19 protein-coding genes and 1 other annotated feature (1 of these 20 cut by a window edge) are annotated in these 19,331 nt (G+C 40.6%); of the genes, 17 read left to right on the top strand and 2 right to left on the bottom strand.

Annotated elements, in window-relative coordinates; translation table 11 throughout:
• The first annotated feature begins 2 nt into the window (after positions 1-2).
• Positions 3-971 carry a carbohydrate kinase family protein gene (locus BUA02_RS09950; RefSeq protein ID WP_072703513.1) on the top strand — a complete coding sequence of 323 codons (969 nt, stop codon included), beginning with the start codon at positions 3-5 and terminating at the stop codon, positions 969-971.
• Between the two features lie 13 nt (positions 972-984).
• On the opposite strand, the gene BUA02_RS15585 is transcribed toward BUA02_RS09950, so the two are convergent.
• Together BUA02_RS15585 and BUA02_RS09940 are read right to left on the bottom strand one after the other, a co-directional pair.
• The gene (locus BUA02_RS15585) at positions 985-2,067 is read right to left on the bottom strand and encodes a GGDEF domain-containing protein (RefSeq protein ID WP_083572726.1); all 1,083 of its coding nucleotides are present in this window, start codon (positions 2,065-2,067) and stop codon (positions 985-987) included.
• Between the two features lie 91 nt (positions 2,068-2,158).
• On the bottom strand, positions 2,159-3,208 hold the full coding sequence (locus BUA02_RS09940) for an NHL repeat-containing protein (RefSeq protein WP_072703510.1): 1,050 nt from the start codon (positions 3,206-3,208) through the stop codon (positions 2,159-2,161).
• Between the two features lie 71 nt (positions 3,209-3,279).
• Between BUA02_RS09940 and BUA02_RS09935 the strand changes: the two genes are divergently transcribed.
• The 16 genes from BUA02_RS09935 to BUA02_RS09860 all read left to right on the top strand — a co-directional run bounded on the left by BUA02_RS09935 (position 3,280) and on the right by BUA02_RS09860 (position 19,156).
• Entirely contained in the window at positions 3,280-4,302 is a 1,023-nt protein-coding gene (locus tag BUA02_RS09935; RefSeq protein ID WP_072703508.1) for a glycosyltransferase family 2 protein, read from the top strand.
• A complete protein-coding gene (rfbG, locus tag BUA02_RS09930; RefSeq protein WP_072703505.1) occupies positions 4,302-5,339 on the top strand; it encodes a CDP-glucose 4,6-dehydratase in 1,038 nt (345 codons plus the stop codon). Before BUA02_RS09935 ends, rfbG begins: the two co-directional genes overlap by 1 nt.
• Positions 5,340-5,351: 12 nt before the next feature.
• On the top strand, positions 5,352-6,698 hold the full coding sequence (rfbH, locus tag BUA02_RS09925) for a lipopolysaccharide biosynthesis protein RfbH (protein WP_072703502.1): 1,347 nt from the start codon (positions 5,352-5,354) through the stop codon (positions 6,696-6,698).
• Between the two features lies 1 nt (position 6,699).
• Positions 6,700-7,608, top strand: coding sequence for an NAD-dependent epimerase/dehydratase family protein (locus BUA02_RS09920; RefSeq protein WP_072703499.1), 909 nt, complete (start codon positions 6,700-6,702; stop codon positions 7,606-7,608).
• A gap of 8 nt (positions 7,609-7,616) precedes the next feature.
• Positions 7,617-9,155: a glycosyltransferase family 2 protein gene (locus BUA02_RS09915; RefSeq protein WP_072703496.1), complete on the top strand. Its 1,539-nt coding sequence runs from the start codon at positions 7,617-7,619 to the stop codon at positions 9,153-9,155.
• Between the two features lie 4 nt (positions 9,156-9,159).
• Positions 9,160-9,897 (top strand): zinc ribbon domain-containing protein, encoded by a 738-nt coding sequence (locus BUA02_RS09910; protein ID WP_072703493.1) that lies wholly within the window; start codon positions 9,160-9,162, stop codon positions 9,895-9,897.
• Positions 9,898-10,250: 353 nt separating this feature from the next.
• Positions 10,251-10,586, top strand: coding sequence for a transcriptional regulator (locus BUA02_RS09905; RefSeq protein ID WP_071175390.1), 336 nt, complete (start codon positions 10,251-10,253; stop codon positions 10,584-10,586).
• Between the two features lie 120 nt (positions 10,587-10,706).
• Entirely contained in the window at positions 10,707-11,894 is a 1,188-nt protein-coding gene (glf, locus tag BUA02_RS09900) for a UDP-galactopyranose mutase (protein WP_072703490.1), read from the top strand.
• Positions 11,895-12,063: 169 nt separating this feature from the next.
• Positions 12,064-13,368 carry a hypothetical protein gene (locus BUA02_RS09895; protein WP_072703487.1) on the top strand — a complete coding sequence of 435 codons (1,305 nt, stop codon included), beginning with the start codon at positions 12,064-12,066 and terminating at the stop codon, positions 13,366-13,368.
• 116 nt (positions 13,369-13,484) lie between these two features.
• A complete protein-coding gene (locus BUA02_RS09890) occupies positions 13,485-15,359 on the top strand; it encodes a hypothetical protein (RefSeq protein ID WP_072703484.1) in 1,875 nt (624 codons plus the stop codon).
• 122 nt (positions 15,360-15,481) lie between these two features.
• Positions 15,482-15,631 carry a 50S ribosomal protein L33 gene (gene rpmG, locus BUA02_RS09885; RefSeq protein WP_013281689.1) on the top strand — a complete coding sequence of 50 codons (150 nt, stop codon included), beginning with the start codon at positions 15,482-15,484 and terminating at the stop codon, positions 15,629-15,631.
• 31 nt (positions 15,632-15,662) lie between these two features.
• Positions 15,663-15,941 carry a preprotein translocase subunit SecE gene (gene secE / locus BUA02_RS16190; RefSeq protein WP_083385679.1) on the top strand — a complete coding sequence of 93 codons (279 nt, stop codon included), beginning with the start codon at positions 15,663-15,665 and terminating at the stop codon, positions 15,939-15,941.
• 16 nt (positions 15,942-15,957) lie between these two features.
• Positions 15,958-16,581, top strand: coding sequence for a transcription termination/antitermination protein NusG (gene nusG / locus BUA02_RS09875; protein ID WP_072703481.1), 624 nt, complete (start codon positions 15,958-15,960; stop codon positions 16,579-16,581).
• Between the two features lie 126 nt (positions 16,582-16,707).
• Entirely contained in the window at positions 16,708-17,133 is a 426-nt protein-coding gene (gene rplK, locus BUA02_RS09870; protein ID WP_071175394.1) for a 50S ribosomal protein L11, read from the top strand.
• A 13-nt stretch (positions 17,134-17,146) separates the two neighbouring features.
• Positions 17,147-17,836 (top strand): 50S ribosomal protein L1, encoded by a 690-nt coding sequence (gene rplA / locus BUA02_RS09865; protein ID WP_071175395.1) that lies wholly within the window; start codon positions 17,147-17,149, stop codon positions 17,834-17,836.
• 72 nt (positions 17,837-17,908) lie between these two features.
• Positions 17,909-19,156, top strand: coding sequence for a CapA family protein (locus tag BUA02_RS09860; protein ID WP_072703597.1), 1,248 nt, complete (start codon positions 17,909-17,911; stop codon positions 19,154-19,156).
• 59 nt (positions 19,157-19,215) lie between these two features.
• Positions 19,216-19,331: a sequence feature (ribosomal protein L10 leader region), on the top strand (it continues 14 nt past the right edge of the window).

Genomic DNA, 19,331 nt, shown 5'->3' with positions numbered 1-19,331 from the left:
CTATGAAAAAAGATGTAGTTGCGCTTGGGGAATTACTTATAGATTTTACAGGTAGTGGAGATAGTGCTCAGGGAAATCCTTTGTTTGAGGCTAACCCTGGCGGGGCTCCCTGCAATGTATTGTCGATGCTTCAGAATCTTGGAAATAATACAGCATTTATAGGAAAAGTAGGAAATGACTTTTTTGGAAGGATGCTAAAGGAAAGGATTGAAAAGCAGGGAATAGATTCAACAGGGCTTGTCTTTGATGAAAACGTCAATACTACACTTGCTTTTGTAAACAAGCTATCAAACGGTGACAGGGATTTTTCTTTTTACAGAAAACCTGGTGCTGATATGATGCTGACAGTAGCAGATGTTGAGAAGGCAGCAGATCTTATAAAAAGCGCAGATATCTTTCATTTAGGAACATTGTCAATGACAGATGAACCTGCAAAGGCTGCAACTATCAGGGCGGTTGAAATAGCAAAAGAAAATGGAGTAACTATCTCTTTTGACCCGAATTATAGAGAACCTTTGTGGAAAGGTGAGAGTGATGCTCTGGAAGCTATGAAATTTGGCTTTGAGAACTGTGATATCTTAAAGATTTCAGACAATGAGATTCAGTTATTTACAGGAATCAAGGATATTGAAGAGGGTGCCAAAAAGATCAAGAAGGATTATGACATTCCGATAGTATTTGCAACTCTTGGACCTGATGGAAGTATTGCCCTTTATAAGGATATAGCTGTAAAAAAAGATGGCTACAGAAATCAGGCAACTATAGAGACTACAGGGGCAGGCGACACATTCTGTGCTTGCGCCATAGACTACATTCGCAGAAACGGCCTTGATAACCTCACTGAGGAAGGACTTACCAAGTGTCTTTCCTTTGCAAATGCTGCAGCATCTATAATTACTACCAAAAAAGGTGCGCTTTCTGTGATGCCAACTAAAGAAGAAGTAATGTCTTTCTTAGAAAACAATCATTGATATATTAAATTTCTTAAACCACAACCACCCTGTTTCGTCCTGTGTTCTTAGCTTTGTAGAGGGCGTTGTCTACATTGACGATTGTCTTTTCAAAGTCGCCAGTGTACTTGGAAACGCCCACAGACACAGTGATAGGAACTGGTGAGTCTGTGGCTTTTTCTATGTCTTGACGGAACTGCTCCATGCGTGCGCAGGCGTTGTTCACGTCGCAGTCTTTGAAGATAATGATGAATTCCTCACCACCAAATCTGATAACATAGTCCGTGTCGTGAGTCTGAGCTGTAAGTTTCTGTCCAATGTATAAAAGAGTCTGATCGCCAGTGTAGTGACCATGCTCATCGTTAACCTGTTTAAAGAAGTCGATATCAAGCATTGCAATCGCAACTTCCTTGGAATCACCGATAAGTGCGTTCTTGGTTACGATCTTTTCAAGCAAATGTCTATTGTAAACCTGAGTTAGTGGATCTGTTACCATTGACAGCTCAAGCTTTTGCTGCATGCGATAGTGATCCAGGTAGAAAAGAGTAAGGATCAGGTGTGAAGCAATAACCGCAAGAGCACATGGAATCTCAAGAGAAACGATGATATCCAGGTTCTCATAGTGGTTAAAACCATTGGAAATAAGTATTTCTCCAAGGAAGAATAGACTTGACAAGATTATCTGGCTAGGTCGGGCGACGAATCCCACTGTCAAAAATACCAGATTCATTATGATGAATCCTTCGCTTGCGTGAACTCTTATCTTAAGGAAATATATTGCCCAAATAGTGGCGATGACTATATAGTGACCCAGAAAATAGTCCATAAAAACAGTAACACCAGTGTTGTCAACAAATTCAGTCACTAAAATGAAAAGAAGCACAGCGACAAGAACTGATAATCTAGGAATTAGAGTAGGACCATAGGAGCCATTCAATTGATAATCTGAATAAAGATACGCAATTGAAAATATACTGCCAAACAAAAGACTAATGCCAACGTAATCTTGATAATAAGTACACTTGGATTTGTAAAAGTCCTCCAAGTCTGTTTGGTTCATTGTACGATAATCTTTGTACAGATTAATCAGTGTTTTAGCGTTTTCTACAATCTTCATATAATACTTCTCCTAATATAGTATTGTACTAAAAAAACAAGAATATATAAAGGGAAAAGTTATTTAATAATTATAAAAAAGAGGCCATCCATTAGTATAATGGAATGACCTCTGTAATGTCGTTATTTCTGATCTTGAATGACCATATTCCGTGGTCTGCAAGACGATGTTCAGTAAGAAAATAAGTATCATCTACTTCTGAGATGTAATATGGGGTTCCGCCACCTACAAAGTACTCAGAATAGATATCTTCATATTCACCTTGTATTAAGTCGTGTAAGGATTTTGTTCTTACTAATGTTGCGCTGTCCTGTGAGCCGCTTGCATCAGTAGATACTGTTATATAGTAGTAATCCTGAATTTTGGTGATCTGCGCCATTCCTGCAAGCTCTGAAGGGACGTCTATTTTTTCTTTTACCGAAAGATCAGACAGATCACATCTGTAGATCTTGGAAGTTGCCTCTGAATCTGAATCAGAGATTCCGGAAACAAAGTAAATATCGCCATCTATTATAGAAAAAGATCTGACGTAAATGCCCTCAAGGTCATCGACCTTCCTGATATCAGTAAGATACACTCTTGTGGAGGATGAATCTCTTCTAAAACAGTACAGCTCGCCAGTTATGGAGCTCCAAACATAAAAGGTGTCAGTTGCTTTGTCATAAACTGTGTAATGAGGGCGATTTCCGATATCGTAAAAAACCTGAGTCTGCAAGAATACGCCATCGACTTTTTCGAAGATTCGGACTTTGTTATTTTCAGTGTCATCTATCATATAGACCGTGCCATCGCTGGCAATGGTGTGCGGCTGTGTGACTTCTGTAGTCATGATGCGCCAATCAGTCAGAGGAACCCCGAGAGTGTCGGAGTAGATGACTCTGTTGTGGTAGCAATCTACGATGAACCAGGTGCCATCTATCTGTGTGATGCAGGTAGGGACACTTAACTTGGTATCGTAGTTATTTATGGGCTCTAGTTCTGAAGCTGCGGTCTGTGGATCTTTGCCGGCCTCGGTCAGTTCAGATTCAGCGATGTAGCCTTCTGGCTCGTAGGGAGTGATCGCTACGGTTTCAGCAGGTCTTTTACCACATCCTGTCAAAAGAGCTATTGTCAAAATAGTAAACACTAGTGTCTTTTTCATAATTCCTAATTTTACATTATGTTTGCTACATGGTAAAGGTTGTTGTACCATAAAACTATGGAGGGTTAATTATGGTTACGATTAGTGTTTGTATGATAGTAAAAGATGAAGAGGCAAACCTTTCAAGGTGTTTAAACAGTCTTAAGGGGATTGCTGATGAATTTATCATTGTTGATACAGGATCTACCGACAAAACTAAGAAAATAGCTGAGTCTTTTGGCGCCAAGGTCTATGACTTTGAATGGACAGGGGACTTTAGTGAAGCCAGGAACTTTGCTTTTTCTAAGGCAAGTTGTGACTATATTTATTCCGCAGATGCTGATGAGGAGCTTGATGAGGAGAACAGAGAGCGCTTTTTGAAGCTAAAAGATGATCTTTTGAAGCTCGATATAGATATTGTGCAAATGTACTATTGTAACCAGCTTGCATTCAGAACTGTCTACAACTACGACAGGGAGCTTAGACCAAAGCTCTTTAAACGTCTCAGGAGGTTCGTGTGGGAAGACCCAATCCATGAGCAGGTGGCAATTGACCCTGTTATCTGCAACAGCGAGATCGAAATCATTCACAGACCAGCAGAGAATCATGCTGGAAGAGATCTTGAGTCTTTTAGGAAAGCTATCTCTGAGGGCAGATATCTGTCAAAGCGCCTTCATAACATGTATGCAAGGGAACTTATGATGGCTGGAACCAAAGAGGACTTTATCAAAGCCAGAACATTTTTTGAGGATTCACTTAAGGACAACAACAGGACTATTGATGAGATAAAAGAGGCCTGCTGCGTCCTTGCGCATATAGCAGTTATTGCAGATGATACCAAAACTCTTTTGAAGTGTTCCTTAAAAGATGCAAATACCGAAATGTCGAGCGAAATGTGCTATGAACTTGGTGAATATTACTATGGTCAAAAGGACTATGATGAGGCTATAATATGGTTCTTCAATGCTGCATATGAATGTGAGAGTATCTTGGATCTCAGGAAGTCAAAAGAGCTTCCAAGACTGGCTCTGGCTAAGTGCTATAGGGCTCTTGGCAATGACGAGCAGGCAGCAGATTATGAAAGGGAGGCCGCAGAGGTCGAAAAGGGAGAGTAATGTTAGATTTTTACAAGGGTAAAAGAGTTCTTATCACCGGACATACTGGATTTAAGGGGAGCTGGCTTTCCAAGATCCTTTTGATGGCTGGTGCTGAAGTTTATGGATATGCTTTGAAACCTGAGGGAGACAATCTTTTTGATATCCTTAAGCTTTCAGAAAATATGCACTCCTGCATTGGAGACATCAGAGATTTTGATAAATTACAGAAGTTTTTTGACGAGGCAAGGCCTGAGATAGTATTTCATCTGGCTGCGCAGCCTATTGTCAGAACATCTTATGAGGAGCCAAGATATACCTACGAGACCAATGTGATGGGAACAGTTAATATCTGTGAGTGCGTCAGAAAGGGCGGCGTTAAGTCTTTTCTCAATGTAACTACAGACAAGGTTTACCAGAACAATGAGTGGGAGTGGGGATATAGAGAGGATGAGAAGCTTGATGGCTATGATCCATATTCTAATAGTAAGTCATGCTCTGAGCTTGTGACTCATTCTTATGTGAATTCATTCTTTAATGAACTTAATATAGCAACTTCAACAGCAAGAGCTGGTAACGTTATTGGAGGCGGCGACTTTGCAAGAGACAGGATCATTCCTGACTGTGTAAGAGCTGCTATGGCAGGAGAGCCTATCGTTCTTAGGAATCCTGATTCAACAAGACCATTCCAGCATGTGCTTGAGGCTCTTTCAGCATATCTTTTACTGGCTCAGAAGCAGTACGAGGACCACAAGTATGCTGGCTATTATAATGTAGGGCCTAATGAGAGCGATGCTGTCACAGCTGGCAGACTTACAGGGATATTCAAGAGAGAGTGGAAGGGTGATTTTAAGGTTGAGGTTAAGCCTGACGGAGGCCCTCACGAGGCAAATTACCTCAAACTTGACTGTTCAAAAATAAAGAGTAAACTAGGCTGGTCACCAAAGTGGGATATCGATATGGCTGTCAGCAAGACTGTTGAATGGACCTCCGAATATATGGCTGGCAACGCAATTTCCTGCACTGAGAAGCAGATAAAAGAGTATTTTGAAAAATAAAGGAGATTTATTGTGGCAATTAGTAACAACGAGCAGGCTGCAAGACAGCAGATAAAAGAGCTTGTAGCAGAGTATTATGAGAAGTTTTTAAAGGTAGACAGAGAGTCTTTTAACAAGGGAGACAGAATCCCTTATTCAGGAAGAGTATTTGATGATAAAGAAGTGATTAATCTTGTGGATTCTTCACTTGATTTCTGGCTTACAGCTGGAAGATATACTGATGAGTTTGAGGAGAGATTTGCTAAGCTTCTTGGAGTTAAGCACGCTAGCCTTGTTAACAGTGGTTCGTCAGCTAACCTTATTGCATTTATGGCACTTACAGGCAAGGAACTTGGAGATAGACAGGTGAAAAGAGGCGACGAAGTCATTACAGTTGCTTGCGGATTTCCTACAACAGTTGCTCCTATCATGCAGTACGGCGCAGTTCCTGTATTTGTTGACGTTACTATTCCTCAATACAATATCGATGTTACTAAGCTTGAGGAAGCACTTTCAGAAAAGACCAAGGCTGTTATGATCGCTCATACACTTGGTAATCCATTTGATCTTAAAGAAGTAAGAGCCTTCTGCGACAAGCACAACCTTTGGCTTGTAGAAGATAACTGTGATGCTCTTGGTTCAGAATATACAATTGATGGCGAGACCAGACTTACAGGTGCCTGGGGCGATATCGCTACATCAAGCTTCTATCCACCACACCACATCACAATGGGTGAGGGCGGATGCGTTTATACCAACAACGGTCTTCTTCACAGACTTGTCAGAAGCTTCAGAGACTGGGGCAGAGACTGCGTATGTCCTCCAGGTAAGGATAACTTCTGCGGACATAGATTTGATGGCCAGTTTGGTAAGCTTCCAGTTGGCTATGATCACAAATATGTATATAGCCATCTTGGATATAATCTTAAGGCAACTGATATGCAGGCAGCAGTTGGCTGTGCTCAGCTTGATAAGCTCATTCCATTTGCTGATGCTAGACGTAAGAACTGGGATAGATTTAAGGCTAACCTTCAGGAGCTTTCAGATGTTCTGGAGCTTCCTGAGAGAGCAGAGAACTCTAATCCTTCATGGTTTGGATTTATCATGTGCGTAAAAGAGGGTGCTACATTTACCCGTAACGATATTACTAAGGCTCTTGAAGAGAATAACATTCAGACCAGACTTCTTTTCTCTGGTAACCTTATCAAGCATCCATGCTTTGATGAGTATGTAGAGGGTAAGGACTACCGTGTAGTTGGTTCACTTGATGTTACAGATAGAGTTATGAACAATGCTTTCTGGATCGGCGTATATCCAGGACTTACAGATGAGAAGATCGACTTCGTATCTGATGTGATCAAAAAGGCATGTGGTAGATAATATGAAAACAGCTGTAGTTACCGGAGCCTTTGGCTTTGCGGGCGCTAATCTCACAGAAGCTTTGCTGGATAGCGACTACAAGGTTTATGCCATTGGCAGAAAGGGCTCTTTACACAACTCCAGATTTAAAGAGTCGGACAAGCTTAGAGTTCTTTTGCTGGGCATGGATGAGTATGACCAGATAGCGGGGCTCATGGATCCTTCTGATGTCACTGGCAAGGATGTGATAATCTTCCATCTTGCCTGGGGCGGCGGAAGAGATGACTTTGATGCGCAGTACAGCAATATTGAGGGCTCTTTAAAGGCTATGGATTCAGCCATTAGCTTGAAAGAGAAGGCCCAGAGCGTTAGATTTGTAGGAATTGGATCTCAGGCGGAATATGGCGTTAAGTCAGATGATGCTGAGATCACAGAGAATATGCTCTTGGAACCTTTCTCTGCTTATGGTGCATCCAAGGCAGCAGCATATTATTTACTTAAGAAAAAAGCTGAAATCTCCGAAATACAATTTATATGGGGCAGGATATTTAGCCTTATTGGTAAGTATGAACCTGAAGGCAGGATGCTTCCTGATCTTGTAAAAAAATTGAAAGACGGACAGGAAGTAAACTTAAGCTCATGCGAGCAATATTGGGACTATCTTGATGCAGTAGACGCTGCAGGAGCTATCATGGCTCTTGGTGAGCGAGGTGTGTCCGGAGAAGCCTACAATATCGCTAATGGCAAGTATGATCTTCTAAGGAACTTCGTTTTTGAGGCAGCAGATCATCTTGGGGCTGACAGAACTCTTTTGCACTTTGGTAAAAGAGCTGATCCATTTGTATCACTTAGACCTTCAGTTCAAAAGATCAAGAGGGATACAGGGTGGGAAGCAAGTACACCACTTATTGATAGCATAAAACAATATTAAGGTGAGACATGTACGAAAAACTTGAGCAGCTTATTTCAGAGGGTGATTACAAGGAAGCTTTATACGAGTTTCAGGAGGAATACCAAAATATTGGCCTTAGCAGTGATGAAGATGCAGCCAGATTGTGCGTATTGGAGGCGTCTATTTGGGAAGCTCTTGGAGATGGCATAGCTGAATTTGAGGCTATTGCTAAGGGTATGAGCTTTGATCAGACAAATTATGAGCTGTTCTACATGCTTGGTCTGTACTACCAGAACTTTAATATTGATAAGGCCTATCTATGCCATGAAATGGCTTTATTTTACTGTGATGTAGACAGCGATAGGGAAGTTATCGCTTCGACATTGCAGGAATTAAAAAAAGACACCAGAGTGCGCGTTCGTGGCGTAAGCGTTATGGTGCTTTCATATAACGATCTTGAATTATTAAAGATGTGCATTGACTCGGTTGAGAGGTCTCTTCCAAAGGAGAGCCTTGAGATTGTAGTGGTAGACAACGCTTCCACAGAGGAAGGCGTTCGCGAGTTTCTTAGAGAAAGAGCTGATAGTGCCGACTATAGTTTTAAACTCATAGAAAATAGCGAGAATATGGGCTTTCCTGTTGGATGTAATCAGGGAGCTGACTGCTGCAATGAGGACAATGACATCTTTTTTTTGAACAACGATGCAGTTCTTACAACAAATGCTCTTTTCTGGCTGAGAATGGGGCTCTATGAAAATAGAAATGTGGGAGCCTGCAGTTCTTTATCTAACAGCGCTTCTTTGCAGGAAGTTGCGCCATCACTTCTTGGTGAGTATGCGGGTCAGGAGCTTGACAATCTGTGGCACAAGAAGCTTGGTGCAACTAAGAGCTTTGAGATCTTTAGTAAATATGCCGCTGTAAATACCATTCCTATGTACTATCCATATATCAAGAGGTTTAGGCTTACTGGCTTTGCACTTTTGGTTTCAAGAGATGCCTTGAAGGTGGTTGCTCCTGATAACAAGGTATTTGACGAGATATTTTCTCCTGGCTACTTTGAGGACGATGACCTTGGAATGAGACTTGCCACAGCTTCTTTTGAACAATATCTGTGTACTAACAGCTTTATCTATCACAACGGTGGAAGCGGCTTTGAAGGGCACAATGATGCTATGGAAAGGAGCCGCCAGACCTTTATAGACAAGTGGGACTTTGATATCTGGGGATTTTGCCTGCACTGGCAGGAGGCCTGCGACAAGATAGCAGATCTTTATGCAGAGAGAAAAGAGCCTCTTAAGATCCTTGATTTCAGCTGTAATTTCGGTGCAACAGGTTCGTATTTAAAGCACATATTTCCGGATGTTTTTGTGGCTGGCGTTTGCGATAACTCTTTTGCTGCAGGTATTGCCAAGAATATTGTTGATGATGTGGTGTACGGAAACCTCAATACATCTAAGCTTCCCTGGAATGATCACTCATTTGATGTGGTGCTATTCGAGAGGGAAAAGGTATGCATGGTGAGGGCTTCACAATTTGTAAAAACAAGTGGTATCATTATAGACGATAGGGAAGAAGAAAGGGATTGAGTTTATGAGATGTCCTAATTGTAAGCAGACTCTAGCGGATGACATAAATACAAAGATCAACTTTTGTCCATTTTGTGGCAAAAGACTTTATGATACCAGTAAGCATTATCTCATGCATATTTACAGCATGGGCGCTGTAGATCTGGCTCTTGGCAATATGCTCGTATTTATTGATGAGAGGCTCATGTATGAGGTTAAAGCCGGAGAAGGATTATTGATAGTTTTGGAGGCTGGTTTCCACACTATTAAGTTTAGAGTTGGTGTAAGGAACAAATCGATCCAAATCCTCTTAGATGCTGATTTTGAGATCAAGGCACACTTCAATACAGCCACAAGTCTTATTGAGACTCTTGTCAATGAAATGGAAGGAACTGAGGATGGTCATAATGCAGAGAGTATCTCAAAAGAAGAGATATCTCAGCCTGTTATGATATCAGAGACTGGTGAAAAAGGCTTTGAGACTGTTCTTGGAGATGACATGCCAGAGTATGAGTTCAAGGCTTCCAGTGGTTTGTTGGAAGGTGAGCTGAAGCTCTTTTCAGAGAGACTTGAATTTACTCCTGCAGGCGGTATGAAGAAGGAAACTTTGGACTACAAAAATATCGTTGCAGTTAATAGGAAAATGGGTACTATAGACGTTCAATGTGCGGGAAATGTGCATAAAGTTTATAGTATTCCGAAAGATATTTACAATGAAGTTATAGTATTTTTAACTAAAAAGATTGAAGAAGTGAAAAACTAATAACTAAATAACATACAGAAATGCATGACAAACAGCACTTTCGTGCTGTTTGTTTTTTCGTCAATTGTTCAGATAATTCCTACGGTTCAAAGGTTAAGATTGGCTCTTGGTGGACGTAAAAAAGCATTTATTGTATCAATGAATTGTGAAGAATGTGTGAACACTTTCGCAAATTCTTGTTATCGATTGCAATTTCGTTAAAATGCCAAAAAACTGTAGTCAAACTCGATAAAATTTTATTGGAAAATTCCCCTAAAAAGTGAATGACGAAATAACGTCTATGTGGTAGACTTGTTTGTGCAAAAAGGTAAGATTATTTTTGCAAGAAAAATAATAAGTAGGAGGATAGCGCTATGACAAAGGCAGAAATTTTAAAAAAAGAAATTCTACAGCAGTATAAGAGTGTCAGACAGTTCGCTTTAGATATGTCTATTCCATATAGTACACTTGTTACAGCATTAGATAGAGGAATCGAGGGTATGGCTTACGGAACAGTTATCAAGATGTGTGATCGTTTAAATCTTAATCCTGTTGATTTTTCTACTCTTGAGCAGGGTACAGACCTTGGTAAGAAGATTGTTGAGAATCGTGTAATGCAGCAGTATGTTAAGCTCAACAAGGTTGGACGTAAGAAGATCCTTGATATGATGGGTGATTTCTCTCAGCTTGATAAGTACCAGGCAGACTAATAGTACATTATCTATTTAAGGTATAAAAAGCCTCGCGGATTTGATATAATTAAATCCGCGGGCTATTTTTTTGCCCGAAAACATACGGCGTAGACAATACGTCAATTTGGAGGTTTTTATATGAAATACGATTATCTGGTTGTTGGTGCGGGACTTTATGGCGCTGTCTTTGCCCATGAGAAAGCTAAGCAGGGCAAGAGCGTTCTGGTCATAGATAAAAGAGAGCATGTTGGAGGAAACATCTATACAGAGAACAGAATGGGGATAAATGTTCATATGTATGGTGCACATATCTTCCATACTTCTGACAAAGAGGTCTGGGACTATGTTAATAACTTTGCGGAGTTTAATAACTACATCAACAGTCCTGTTGCTGTTTATAAGGATGAGCTTTATAATCTTCCTTTTAATATGAACACATTTAGCAAGATGTGGAACATCAAGACTCCTGAAGAGGCTAAGGCTATCATTTCCAAGCAGGCCAATGAGGAGATTGAGAGAATGAAAGCGGAGAAAGGCACAGATTCTTTTACCGCAGATAATCTTGAAGAGCAGGCACTTAGCCTTGCTGGAAGAGATATCTATGAGAAGCTTGTTAAGGGCTACACTGAGAAACAATGGGGAAGAGACTGTAAGGAACTTCCAGCCTTTATCATCAAGAGACTTCCTATGAGATATATTTACGACAACAATTACTTTAATGATAGATATCAGGGAATTCCTATTGGAGGCTACACAGCACTTATTGAGAAGCTCCTTTTGATAGGAGAGGGAACAGAAAAGGTTTCAGGCAGCATCACTGTTAAGACAGGCGTTGATTACTATGACTTTGTTAAGATTGAAGGAAACGTACCTGCACAGCCACTTTCATCAGTAAATGGCGATGAGTTTGATAATATGCTCTTTACAGGCATGATCGATGAGTTCTTTGGCTACAAGCTTGGAACTTTGGAATACAGATCACTTAGATTTGAGACAGAGGACATTCCTGATGTTGATAACTACCAGGGCAACGCAGTTGTGAATTACACTGAGCGTGAGATCCCATATACAAGGATCATCGAGCATAAGCACTTTGAATATGGAAATGGTAAGGGCACTATCGTAACAAGAGAATATCCTGCAACCTGGAAGCATGGCGATGAACCTTATTATCCAATGAATGATGAAAAGAATAATACTCTTTTTGCAAAGTATCTTAATCTTGCAAAGGAATATCCAAATATCCAGTTTGGCGGAAGACTTGGAGCTTACAAGTACTATAATATGGATCAGGTCATCAGAGCAGCGCTTGATATGGTTAAATAATTTATGTTTTTTTAATAACTTTTTGCTTTAATATTATTGACTTATTGCTTTCTTTAGTGAAAAATATAGGTAACTAAAAGTGTCTAATTGTACCCTGGCGCGATTGATGTCAAAGGATTGACAGAGAGAAAGGACTCGTGCATTATCAAGGAAGAAAGGAGGGGCGCATATGGCAGGCATTTCCATGAATGGTGTCTACAACCATTTCATACAAGATTATGTTTCTAAAGATGTGACACAGGCTGATGCCCATCGAAAAGATGAGCTTCGGGATGTGTATAAGTCAATTGCAAAAATCAATAAAAAATCCCCTCTTTATCTACTTACAGATGATGATGCTTCGCGCAATGATGCGATTGATATAAAGGAACGTGCAAGGCTGCTTCAGGGCAATATATTTAGTTTAAGTAACCAGGACGATAAGTCTTCGCTTAATCATACTTCTGCATTTACTACAGATGAGGAGAAGGTTACTGCTTCTTATATTGGCAAGACTCCTGATGCTGATGTTAATGGCTCGGGTTTTGATATTGAAGTAACGCAACTTGCAGCCAGCCAGGTAAATAGAGGAAAAGCACTTCCTAGGGAGTCTACATCAGTTCTTGCTCCTGACAGTTATGCATTTGATGTCAAGCTTGATGATCAGGAATTTGAGTTCCAGTTCAGCATTTATCAGACTGATCGTAATTCGGATGTCTTTGATAAGTTGGAGAAGCTGATCAATAAAGCAGGCATAGGTATTTTTGCTGAAGTAATAGATGTAGGTGAAGGAAGAAGCGCTCTTCAGATATCAAGTACCAGAACAGGACTTAAGAGCGGAGCTATCAGCCAGTTTGAAATATACGAAACATCCGGTGAACTTGCAAAGGGCTCAGTAGAAGCACTTGGACTTGACAGGGTTTCAGCTCCTGCAGCAAATGCTCACTTTACACTTAATGGTGAGCCTAAGACAGCAGTCTCTAATCATTTTACTGTTGGCGGCAAGTTTGATATTCAGGTCAATGAACTTACAGAGGAGCCTATACATGTAGGTGTCAGAAGGGATAACGAAGCACTTGTTAAGCATGTTACAGCTCTTATTGATAACTATAACAGCTTTGTTCTTGATACCGGCGATTATAAGGATGAGAAGTTCAAGGGTGACAAGCTCAAGAATGAAGCTATCGGAATCGCAAGGCAGTGTCTGTCAGGTATTGAGGATATAGGAATTAAGCTTGAAGCGAATGGGACAGTATCGGTCGATAAAGAACTTTTAGGACAGACAGTTGACAGCACCCAGAGTGATGAGTCCCTTGCTCCTGTCAGAAAGTTTGCAGATGCACTTATTGCAAAAGCTAAGGACATAGCAGTTGATCCTATGAAGTATGTAGATAGACCGGTTGTTAATTACAAGAATCCTGACAGTAAGGATAATACAGCATCTCCTTATATTACCAGTGAATATTCTGGAATGATGTTCAATAATTATTGTTGAACACTGTTCGGTTATCATGTGGCCACATGATAACTTGAAATATATAGAAGAAGCGGCGCACCATTTTGTGTGCCGCTTCTTTGCGTTATATGAAGGGTTTGGTATAATAGATCATTATGATCACATTTTTTATTACATTCATAGCGCTCTTTTTGGGTAGCGCTCTTATCTCAATAAGATATAAGCAGATTCTTGGGGATGCCATAGCTCTTTGCACAGCAGGACTTATTCTTCTTTTATATGTCCTTGCATTTTTTAGAGGCATGAAGTTTATCGGAGTGTTGGCTTTTCTTTTTTGCGCTGCTTTTGGTGTGCTTCTTTTTAGAATGGACAAGGCAGGGAGGAATGATCTGGTAAAAGAGCTGAGAAGGACCCTTGCAGATCCTACTTACCTTATGCTTATACTGGCTCTTGTTTTGGTGACTGTAATGACTTTGGAAACACCATTTACCTGGTGGGATGATATCAATTTTTGGTCATCTGATGCCAAGCAGCTCTTTTTCATGAACGGCTTTCCTGGAAAATACGGAAATGTTTCACCTGAGTTTGGGGATTATCCCCCAGTAACTTCTATCTTTAAATGGCTCTTTTTACAGCTTGGAATGAAGGAGTACAGGGAGAGTCTTCAGTTTGCAGGATATTTTGCATTAAATACTTTGTTTTTGATGCCTCTTTTTGGCAGGATCAAAAAGACTGGACTTGGCACGGCAGTCAATGTGCTGGGATTTGCGGTTGTTATGATGCTTCCTGGTGTATTTAATGGAATCATCTATTATGGAACACCGGCAGACATTACCATGGGAATAATTTATGGCGCGCTTCTTCTTACGATGATCGAAGGTAAGGGTGGCAGCGATTCATTATTATATGTAAAGATCGCCGCTTTTACAGCAGTTCTTTTTCTGACAAAGTCTGTGGGAGTTGAGTGGGCGGTGTTTGCACTTATCTTCTATATTTTAATCTGCAAGAAAGACAAAAAGATATTCGGCGCCGCTGCTTTTAGCGGAATAACTTACGGCAGCTGGCTTGTCTTTTGTCTGATCAATAGAAGGGTTGCTAAGCTTACAGGCGCAGGCCTCAAGATGGCAACTTCAGGAACCTACACTGCACCACAGAATGCGGCTGATAAGGCGAGATTTTTTGCAGAGGGATTTCTTACAATGCCTATGCATGCCGACAGAAACCTGACTTTTGATATTTCTGTTTGCGCTGGCGTAGTGATACTATTTGCTTTTTTATTCATTCTTTATTATAAGAAGCTCATGGACATTTCAGAGATCAAGAAAGTTGGAGCATTTCTTATAGTTACCGGACTTATTACTTATGGAATTATTTTCCTGGCACATATTTCAATCTTCCAGACTGAGGATCAGTACCTTGATGCCTATGCCATGGCTGTGTCCATGGGAAGATACGGCTTTCCTTTCCTTTTTGGAGGATATTACCTTTTGATGGGAACTCTTTTTTCAAGGCTTGAAGAGGTTCAGGAAAAGAAATTTAAAATGATCGCAGCTACTGTAACTTTTGCATTTGTTCTTTTAACAGCGGATTATGCCGGAATTTACAAGCACTTAAGCGGATATAGAAAAGATGTGTCGGAGAATAATGCATATAATCATGATATGGTAGGGGATGACGGCAGGATAATTGTGGATAAAGTCCTTAGAGATAAGTCTCTTTGGGGAAAAAGAGTTCTGATCATCAGAGATGGTCATACTTATCACTGGGTACATGATACTTATATCAGTAAAGAGGCTTCACCTGTTGCACTTGTCTATGACTCTTTTAAGGTAGAGGAAGATAGCAGCGATACGATGATGCAAAAGATAATTTCTGATCACGCTTCATATATTTATGTGGAAGATGAAGATAATTTATCTAAGGAACTTTTTGCCCCTCTTATGAGTGCCGGACAGGAGTTTGAACCTGGAGAAATATATGAGGTCAATTGGAATAATGGCGGTATTTTGCTTTCAAAAAAAACTAATTGACGAAGAAGTTTGTCTATGTTATAGTAGACAAGCGACATGAGATTTACGTCTTTTTTTTATGCAAAAATTTAGTAAAAAATGGCGTGAATTTAAAGTGATAATAACACGCCGGAGGTGAGATAATGCGTACAAGAATTACATTAGCATGTACAGATTGTAAGAATCGTAACTATGACACAACAAAGGATAAGAAGACACATCCTGATCGTGTTGAGATGAAGAAGTACTGCCCATTCTGCAAGAAGCACACATTACACAAGGAAACAAAGTAATTTCATCCTTTATTGGAGGGAGACTACAGGTATGGAAGAGACCAAGGTAGTAGATAACGAGTCTAAGGCTTCTAAGAGCAGTTCTACGAAGAAAAAGAAAGAGAATGTTTTTGTTGCTACATTTAACAAGATCAAGAACTTCTTTGTAGGCGTTAAGGCTGAGTTTGGTAAGATAATTTGGCCTACCAAGGATGATATGGTTAAGCAGACAACTGCTGTTGTGATCGTATCTGTCATTTGCTGCGCTTTGATTGCTGTATTAGACTATGTGTTTGGATATGGAATGAATATCATTACATCTATATTCTAAGTTAAAAGGAGATAATATGTCTGAAGAAATGGAAAAGGCTTTAGAATCTGATGAGGTATTATCAGAGGCAGAGGCTCCTGTAACTGAGGGAGAAACTGCTGCAGCGGAAGCTAAGGCTAATGAAAACGCTCATTGGTACGTTGTTCATACATATTCTGGATATGAGAACAAAGTAAAGGACAATCTTGAGAGCGCAATCGTCAACAGACACCTTGAGGATCAGATTTTTGAAGTTCGTGTTCCTCTTCAGGACGTTGTCGAGGTTAAGAATGGTGTTCGCAAGAATGTTCAGAGAAAGCTGTTCCCAGGTTATGTTCTTGTTAACATGGATATGAATGATGAGACTTGGTATGTAGTTCGTAATACACGTGGCGTAACAGGTTTCGTTGGACCTGGAAGCAAACCAGTACCTCTTACAGATGCTGAGATTAAGCCTCTCGGAATCAAGACGGATACAATTTCTGTTGATTTCGGTGTTGGCGATGAGATTGCAGTAATCGCAGGCGTTTGGAAAGATACAGCTGGCGTTGTTCAGAGAATGGACTTCGGTAAGCAGACTGCTACAATCAATGTAGATCTGTTTGGCCGTGAAACACCAGTTGAGATCAGCTTTGCTGAAGTTAGAAAGATAGAATCATAAGATTTGATATTTGGACGCGAGAGCGTTTGAATATATAGCAGCTTATGGCTGCACGTAACCGCTGAGTGGGAGCGTTACACATTTATGTAGTAGCGCGCCGACCACATATTTTCAGGAGGTGCCATAATGGCAAAGAAAGTCGAAGGATACATTAAGTTACAGATCCAGGCTGGTAAAGCAACACCAGCACCACCAGTTGGACCAGCACTTGGTCAGCATGGTGTAAACATCGTTGAATTCACAAAGCAGTTCAACGCACAGACAGCAGATAAGGGTGATCTTATCATCCCTGTTGTTATCACAGTTTATGCAGACAGAAGTTTCACATTCATCACAAAGACTCCACCAGCTGCTGTTCTTCTTAAAAAGGCAGCTAAGATCCAGAAGGGTTCTGGAGTTCCTAACAAGACTAAGGTTGCAACAATTTCTAAGGAAGAGATTAGAAAGATTGCAGAGACAAAGATGCCTGACCTTAATGCTGTTGACATCGAGGGTGCTATGAGCATGATCGCTGGTACAGCACGTAGTATGGGTATTGTAGTAGAAGACTGATGGAGGATGAGAGATGAAACACGGAAAGAAATACGTAGAAGCTGCTAAGCTTATCGATAAGACTCAGCAGTATGAAGCCGCTGATGCAATAGCTCTTGTTAAGAAGTCAGCTACTGCAAAGTTTGACGAGACAGTTGAACTTCACATCAGAACAGGTTGTGACAGCCGTCACGCTGATCAGCAGATCAGAGGCGCTGTAGTACTTCCAAACGGCACAGGTAAGACAGTTAAGGTTCTTGTATTCGCTAAGGGTACAAAGCTTGATGAGGCTCAGGCAGCTGGCGCAGATTACGTTGGCGGTGAGGACCTTATTCCAAAGATCCAGAACGAAGGATGGCTTGATTTTGACGTTGTAGTTGCTACACCTGATATGATGGGTGTTGTAGGACGTCTTGGTAAGGTACTTGGTCCTAAGGGACTTATGCCAAACCCTAAGGCTGGTACAGTTACTATGGATGTAACAAAGGCTGTTAACGATATCAAGGCTGGTAAGATTGAGTACAGACTTGATAAGGCTAACATCATCCACGTTCCAGTTGGAAAGGCTTCTTTCACAGAGGAGCAGCTCGAGCAGAACTTCAACGCACTTATGGATGCTATCACAAAGGCTAAGCCAGCATCTGTAAAGGGTCAGTACCTCAAGAGCATCACTCTTGCTACAACAATGGGCCCTGGTGTTAAGGTTGTTTCTAACAAGTATTAATTTGCATAAAATGTAAATTTGAGAAGCAAGTCGTTTATCGACTTGCTTCTTTTTTATGTTATACTGTTTTTTATGAGAAATAGTGGTAAAAGAGAAGTTAATAATGGTGTTTTGGCTGTCAGAGTCTTTATTTTGACGTTGTCGATAGTTCTTTTTGCTGGAATCCTTGGAATTCTCGTGATCAAGAAGATAAATGATTCGACTCAGGGCGGAGGAGTGAAGCTGGTAAGTGGATGGGAAGACATTCCAGAAGCAAGTACAGCTCCAAATGCAGCGGTTGATAGTGAGGAAGGTGCAAAGAGAGCGGCAATCATATATGAAGGCGATGAGGATTATACACATGTAATCGCTGCGGCGGATGATGATACTGTAACTATCGGATTTGCTGGTGATATTCTCTTTGATGATAACTATGCAGTTGGCGATGCTTTTGCAAGAGCAGGGAATACAGCTGTTGGCGTAGTTGGAAGTAGCCTTCTTGAAAAGATGCAGGGTGTTGATATCATGATGGTCAACAACGAGTTTCCATATTCTAATGGAGGAACTCCTACTGCAGGTAAGACCTATACATTCAGGGCAAGACCTGAGACAGCTTCTATATTAAATGATATGGGTGTAGATATAGTTGGACTTGCCAATAACCATGCATATGATTATGGAGAACAGGCTCTTTTAGATACGTTTACAACTGTTAATGATGCTGGGATTGTGTATGCTGGAGCTGGCAAAAATCTTGATGAAGCTTCACATCCTGTATATTACATCACTGACAGTGGCATGAAGATTGCAATCATCTGTGCTACACAGATTGAAAGACTTGATAATCCTGATACCAAGGGCGCTACAGAGACTAGCGCAGGCGTATTTAGATGCTTTGATGATTCGCTTTTGTTGGATAGAGTAAGAGAAGCAAGAGAAAAGAATGCCTATGTTATAGTCTTTATCCATTGGGGAACAGAGAGTACATCCGAAGTTGATTATCTTCAGACTGATCAGGCAAAAGAAATTACAGATGCGGGAGCAAATCTTATTATAGGAGCTCATCCACATGTACTTCAAAAGATTGATTATGTAAATGGAGTTCCTGTTGTATATAGCCTTGGAAATTATATCTTTAATTCTAAGACGCTTGATACAGGAATGATGGTAGCAACTCTTCACAAAAATGGATCAGTGAACTTACAGTTTGTACCTGCAATTCAAAGCGGATGTAGCGTATATGAAGCTGTAGGTGATGAGAAGATGAGAGTGCTTAATGAGATGGCTGGAATGTCACCAGGAATAGTACTTGATTCTAACGGATATATCAGTCCTAGATAAAATAATAAAATAATGTTGACAAGTATATGTGTTTGTGATATCTTTACTAAGGTCGTCTGAAAAAGACAGACAACCGTCCGAAGACAGTAGGTGTTCGTAAGAACATAATGATGATCCGCCTACCGAGGAAAAGTTATTATTTAGACTTTTTGCCTCTCGATGTCTTCGAGGGGCT

Source organism: Butyrivibrio hungatei DSM 14810 (genome assembly GCF_900143205.1).
Classification (GTDB): Bacteria; Bacillota; Clostridia; order Lachnospirales; family Lachnospiraceae; genus Butyrivibrio; species Butyrivibrio hungatei.
Note: the sequence above shows the minus strand (reverse complement) of the source record. Positions and strands in the feature narration are given on the sequence as shown.

Excerpts from the sequence above, each read along its gene's own strand:
- BUA02_RS09950 (WP_072703513.1), top strand. The coding sequence starts at position 3 with ATGAAAAAAGATGTAGTTGCGCTTGGGGAATTACTTATAGATTTTACA.
- BUA02_RS15585 (WP_083572726.1), bottom strand. The coding sequence starts at position 2,067 with ATGAAGATTGTAGAAAACGCTAAAACACTGATTAATCTGTACAAAGAT.
- BUA02_RS09940 (WP_072703510.1), bottom strand. The coding sequence starts at position 3,208 with ATGAAAAAGACACTAGTGTTTACTATTTTGACAATAGCTCTTTTGACA.
- BUA02_RS09935 (WP_072703508.1), top strand. The coding sequence starts at position 3,280 with ATGGTTACGATTAGTGTTTGTATGATAGTAAAAGATGAAGAGGCAAAC.
- rfbG (WP_072703505.1), top strand. The coding sequence starts at position 4,302 with ATGTTAGATTTTTACAAGGGTAAAAGAGTTCTTATCACCGGACATACT.
- BUA02_RS09920 (WP_072703499.1), top strand. The coding sequence starts at position 6,700 with ATGAAAACAGCTGTAGTTACCGGAGCCTTTGGCTTTGCGGGCGCTAAT.
- BUA02_RS09915 (WP_072703496.1), top strand. The coding sequence starts at position 7,617 with ATGTACGAAAAACTTGAGCAGCTTATTTCAGAGGGTGATTACAAGGAA.
- BUA02_RS09910 (WP_072703493.1), top strand. The coding sequence starts at position 9,160 with ATGAGATGTCCTAATTGTAAGCAGACTCTAGCGGATGACATAAATACA.
- BUA02_RS09905 (WP_071175390.1), top strand. The coding sequence starts at position 10,251 with ATGACAAAGGCAGAAATTTTAAAAAAAGAAATTCTACAGCAGTATAAG.
- glf (WP_072703490.1), top strand. The coding sequence starts at position 10,707 with ATGAAATACGATTATCTGGTTGTTGGTGCGGGACTTTATGGCGCTGTC.
- BUA02_RS09895 (WP_072703487.1), top strand. The coding sequence starts at position 12,064 with ATGGCAGGCATTTCCATGAATGGTGTCTACAACCATTTCATACAAGAT.
- BUA02_RS09890 (WP_072703484.1), top strand. The coding sequence starts at position 13,485 with ATGATCACATTTTTTATTACATTCATAGCGCTCTTTTTGGGTAGCGCT.
- rpmG (WP_013281689.1), top strand. The coding sequence starts at position 15,482 with ATGCGTACAAGAATTACATTAGCATGTACAGATTGTAAGAATCGTAAC.
- secE (WP_083385679.1), top strand. The coding sequence starts at position 15,663 with ATGGAAGAGACCAAGGTAGTAGATAACGAGTCTAAGGCTTCTAAGAGC.
- nusG (WP_072703481.1), top strand. The coding sequence starts at position 15,958 with ATGTCTGAAGAAATGGAAAAGGCTTTAGAATCTGATGAGGTATTATCA.
- rplK (WP_071175394.1), top strand. The coding sequence starts at position 16,708 with ATGGCAAAGAAAGTCGAAGGATACATTAAGTTACAGATCCAGGCTGGT.
- rplA (WP_071175395.1), top strand. The coding sequence starts at position 17,147 with ATGAAACACGGAAAGAAATACGTAGAAGCTGCTAAGCTTATCGATAAG.
- BUA02_RS09860 (WP_072703597.1), top strand. The coding sequence starts at position 17,909 with ATGAGAAATAGTGGTAAAAGAGAAGTTAATAATGGTGTTTTGGCTGTC.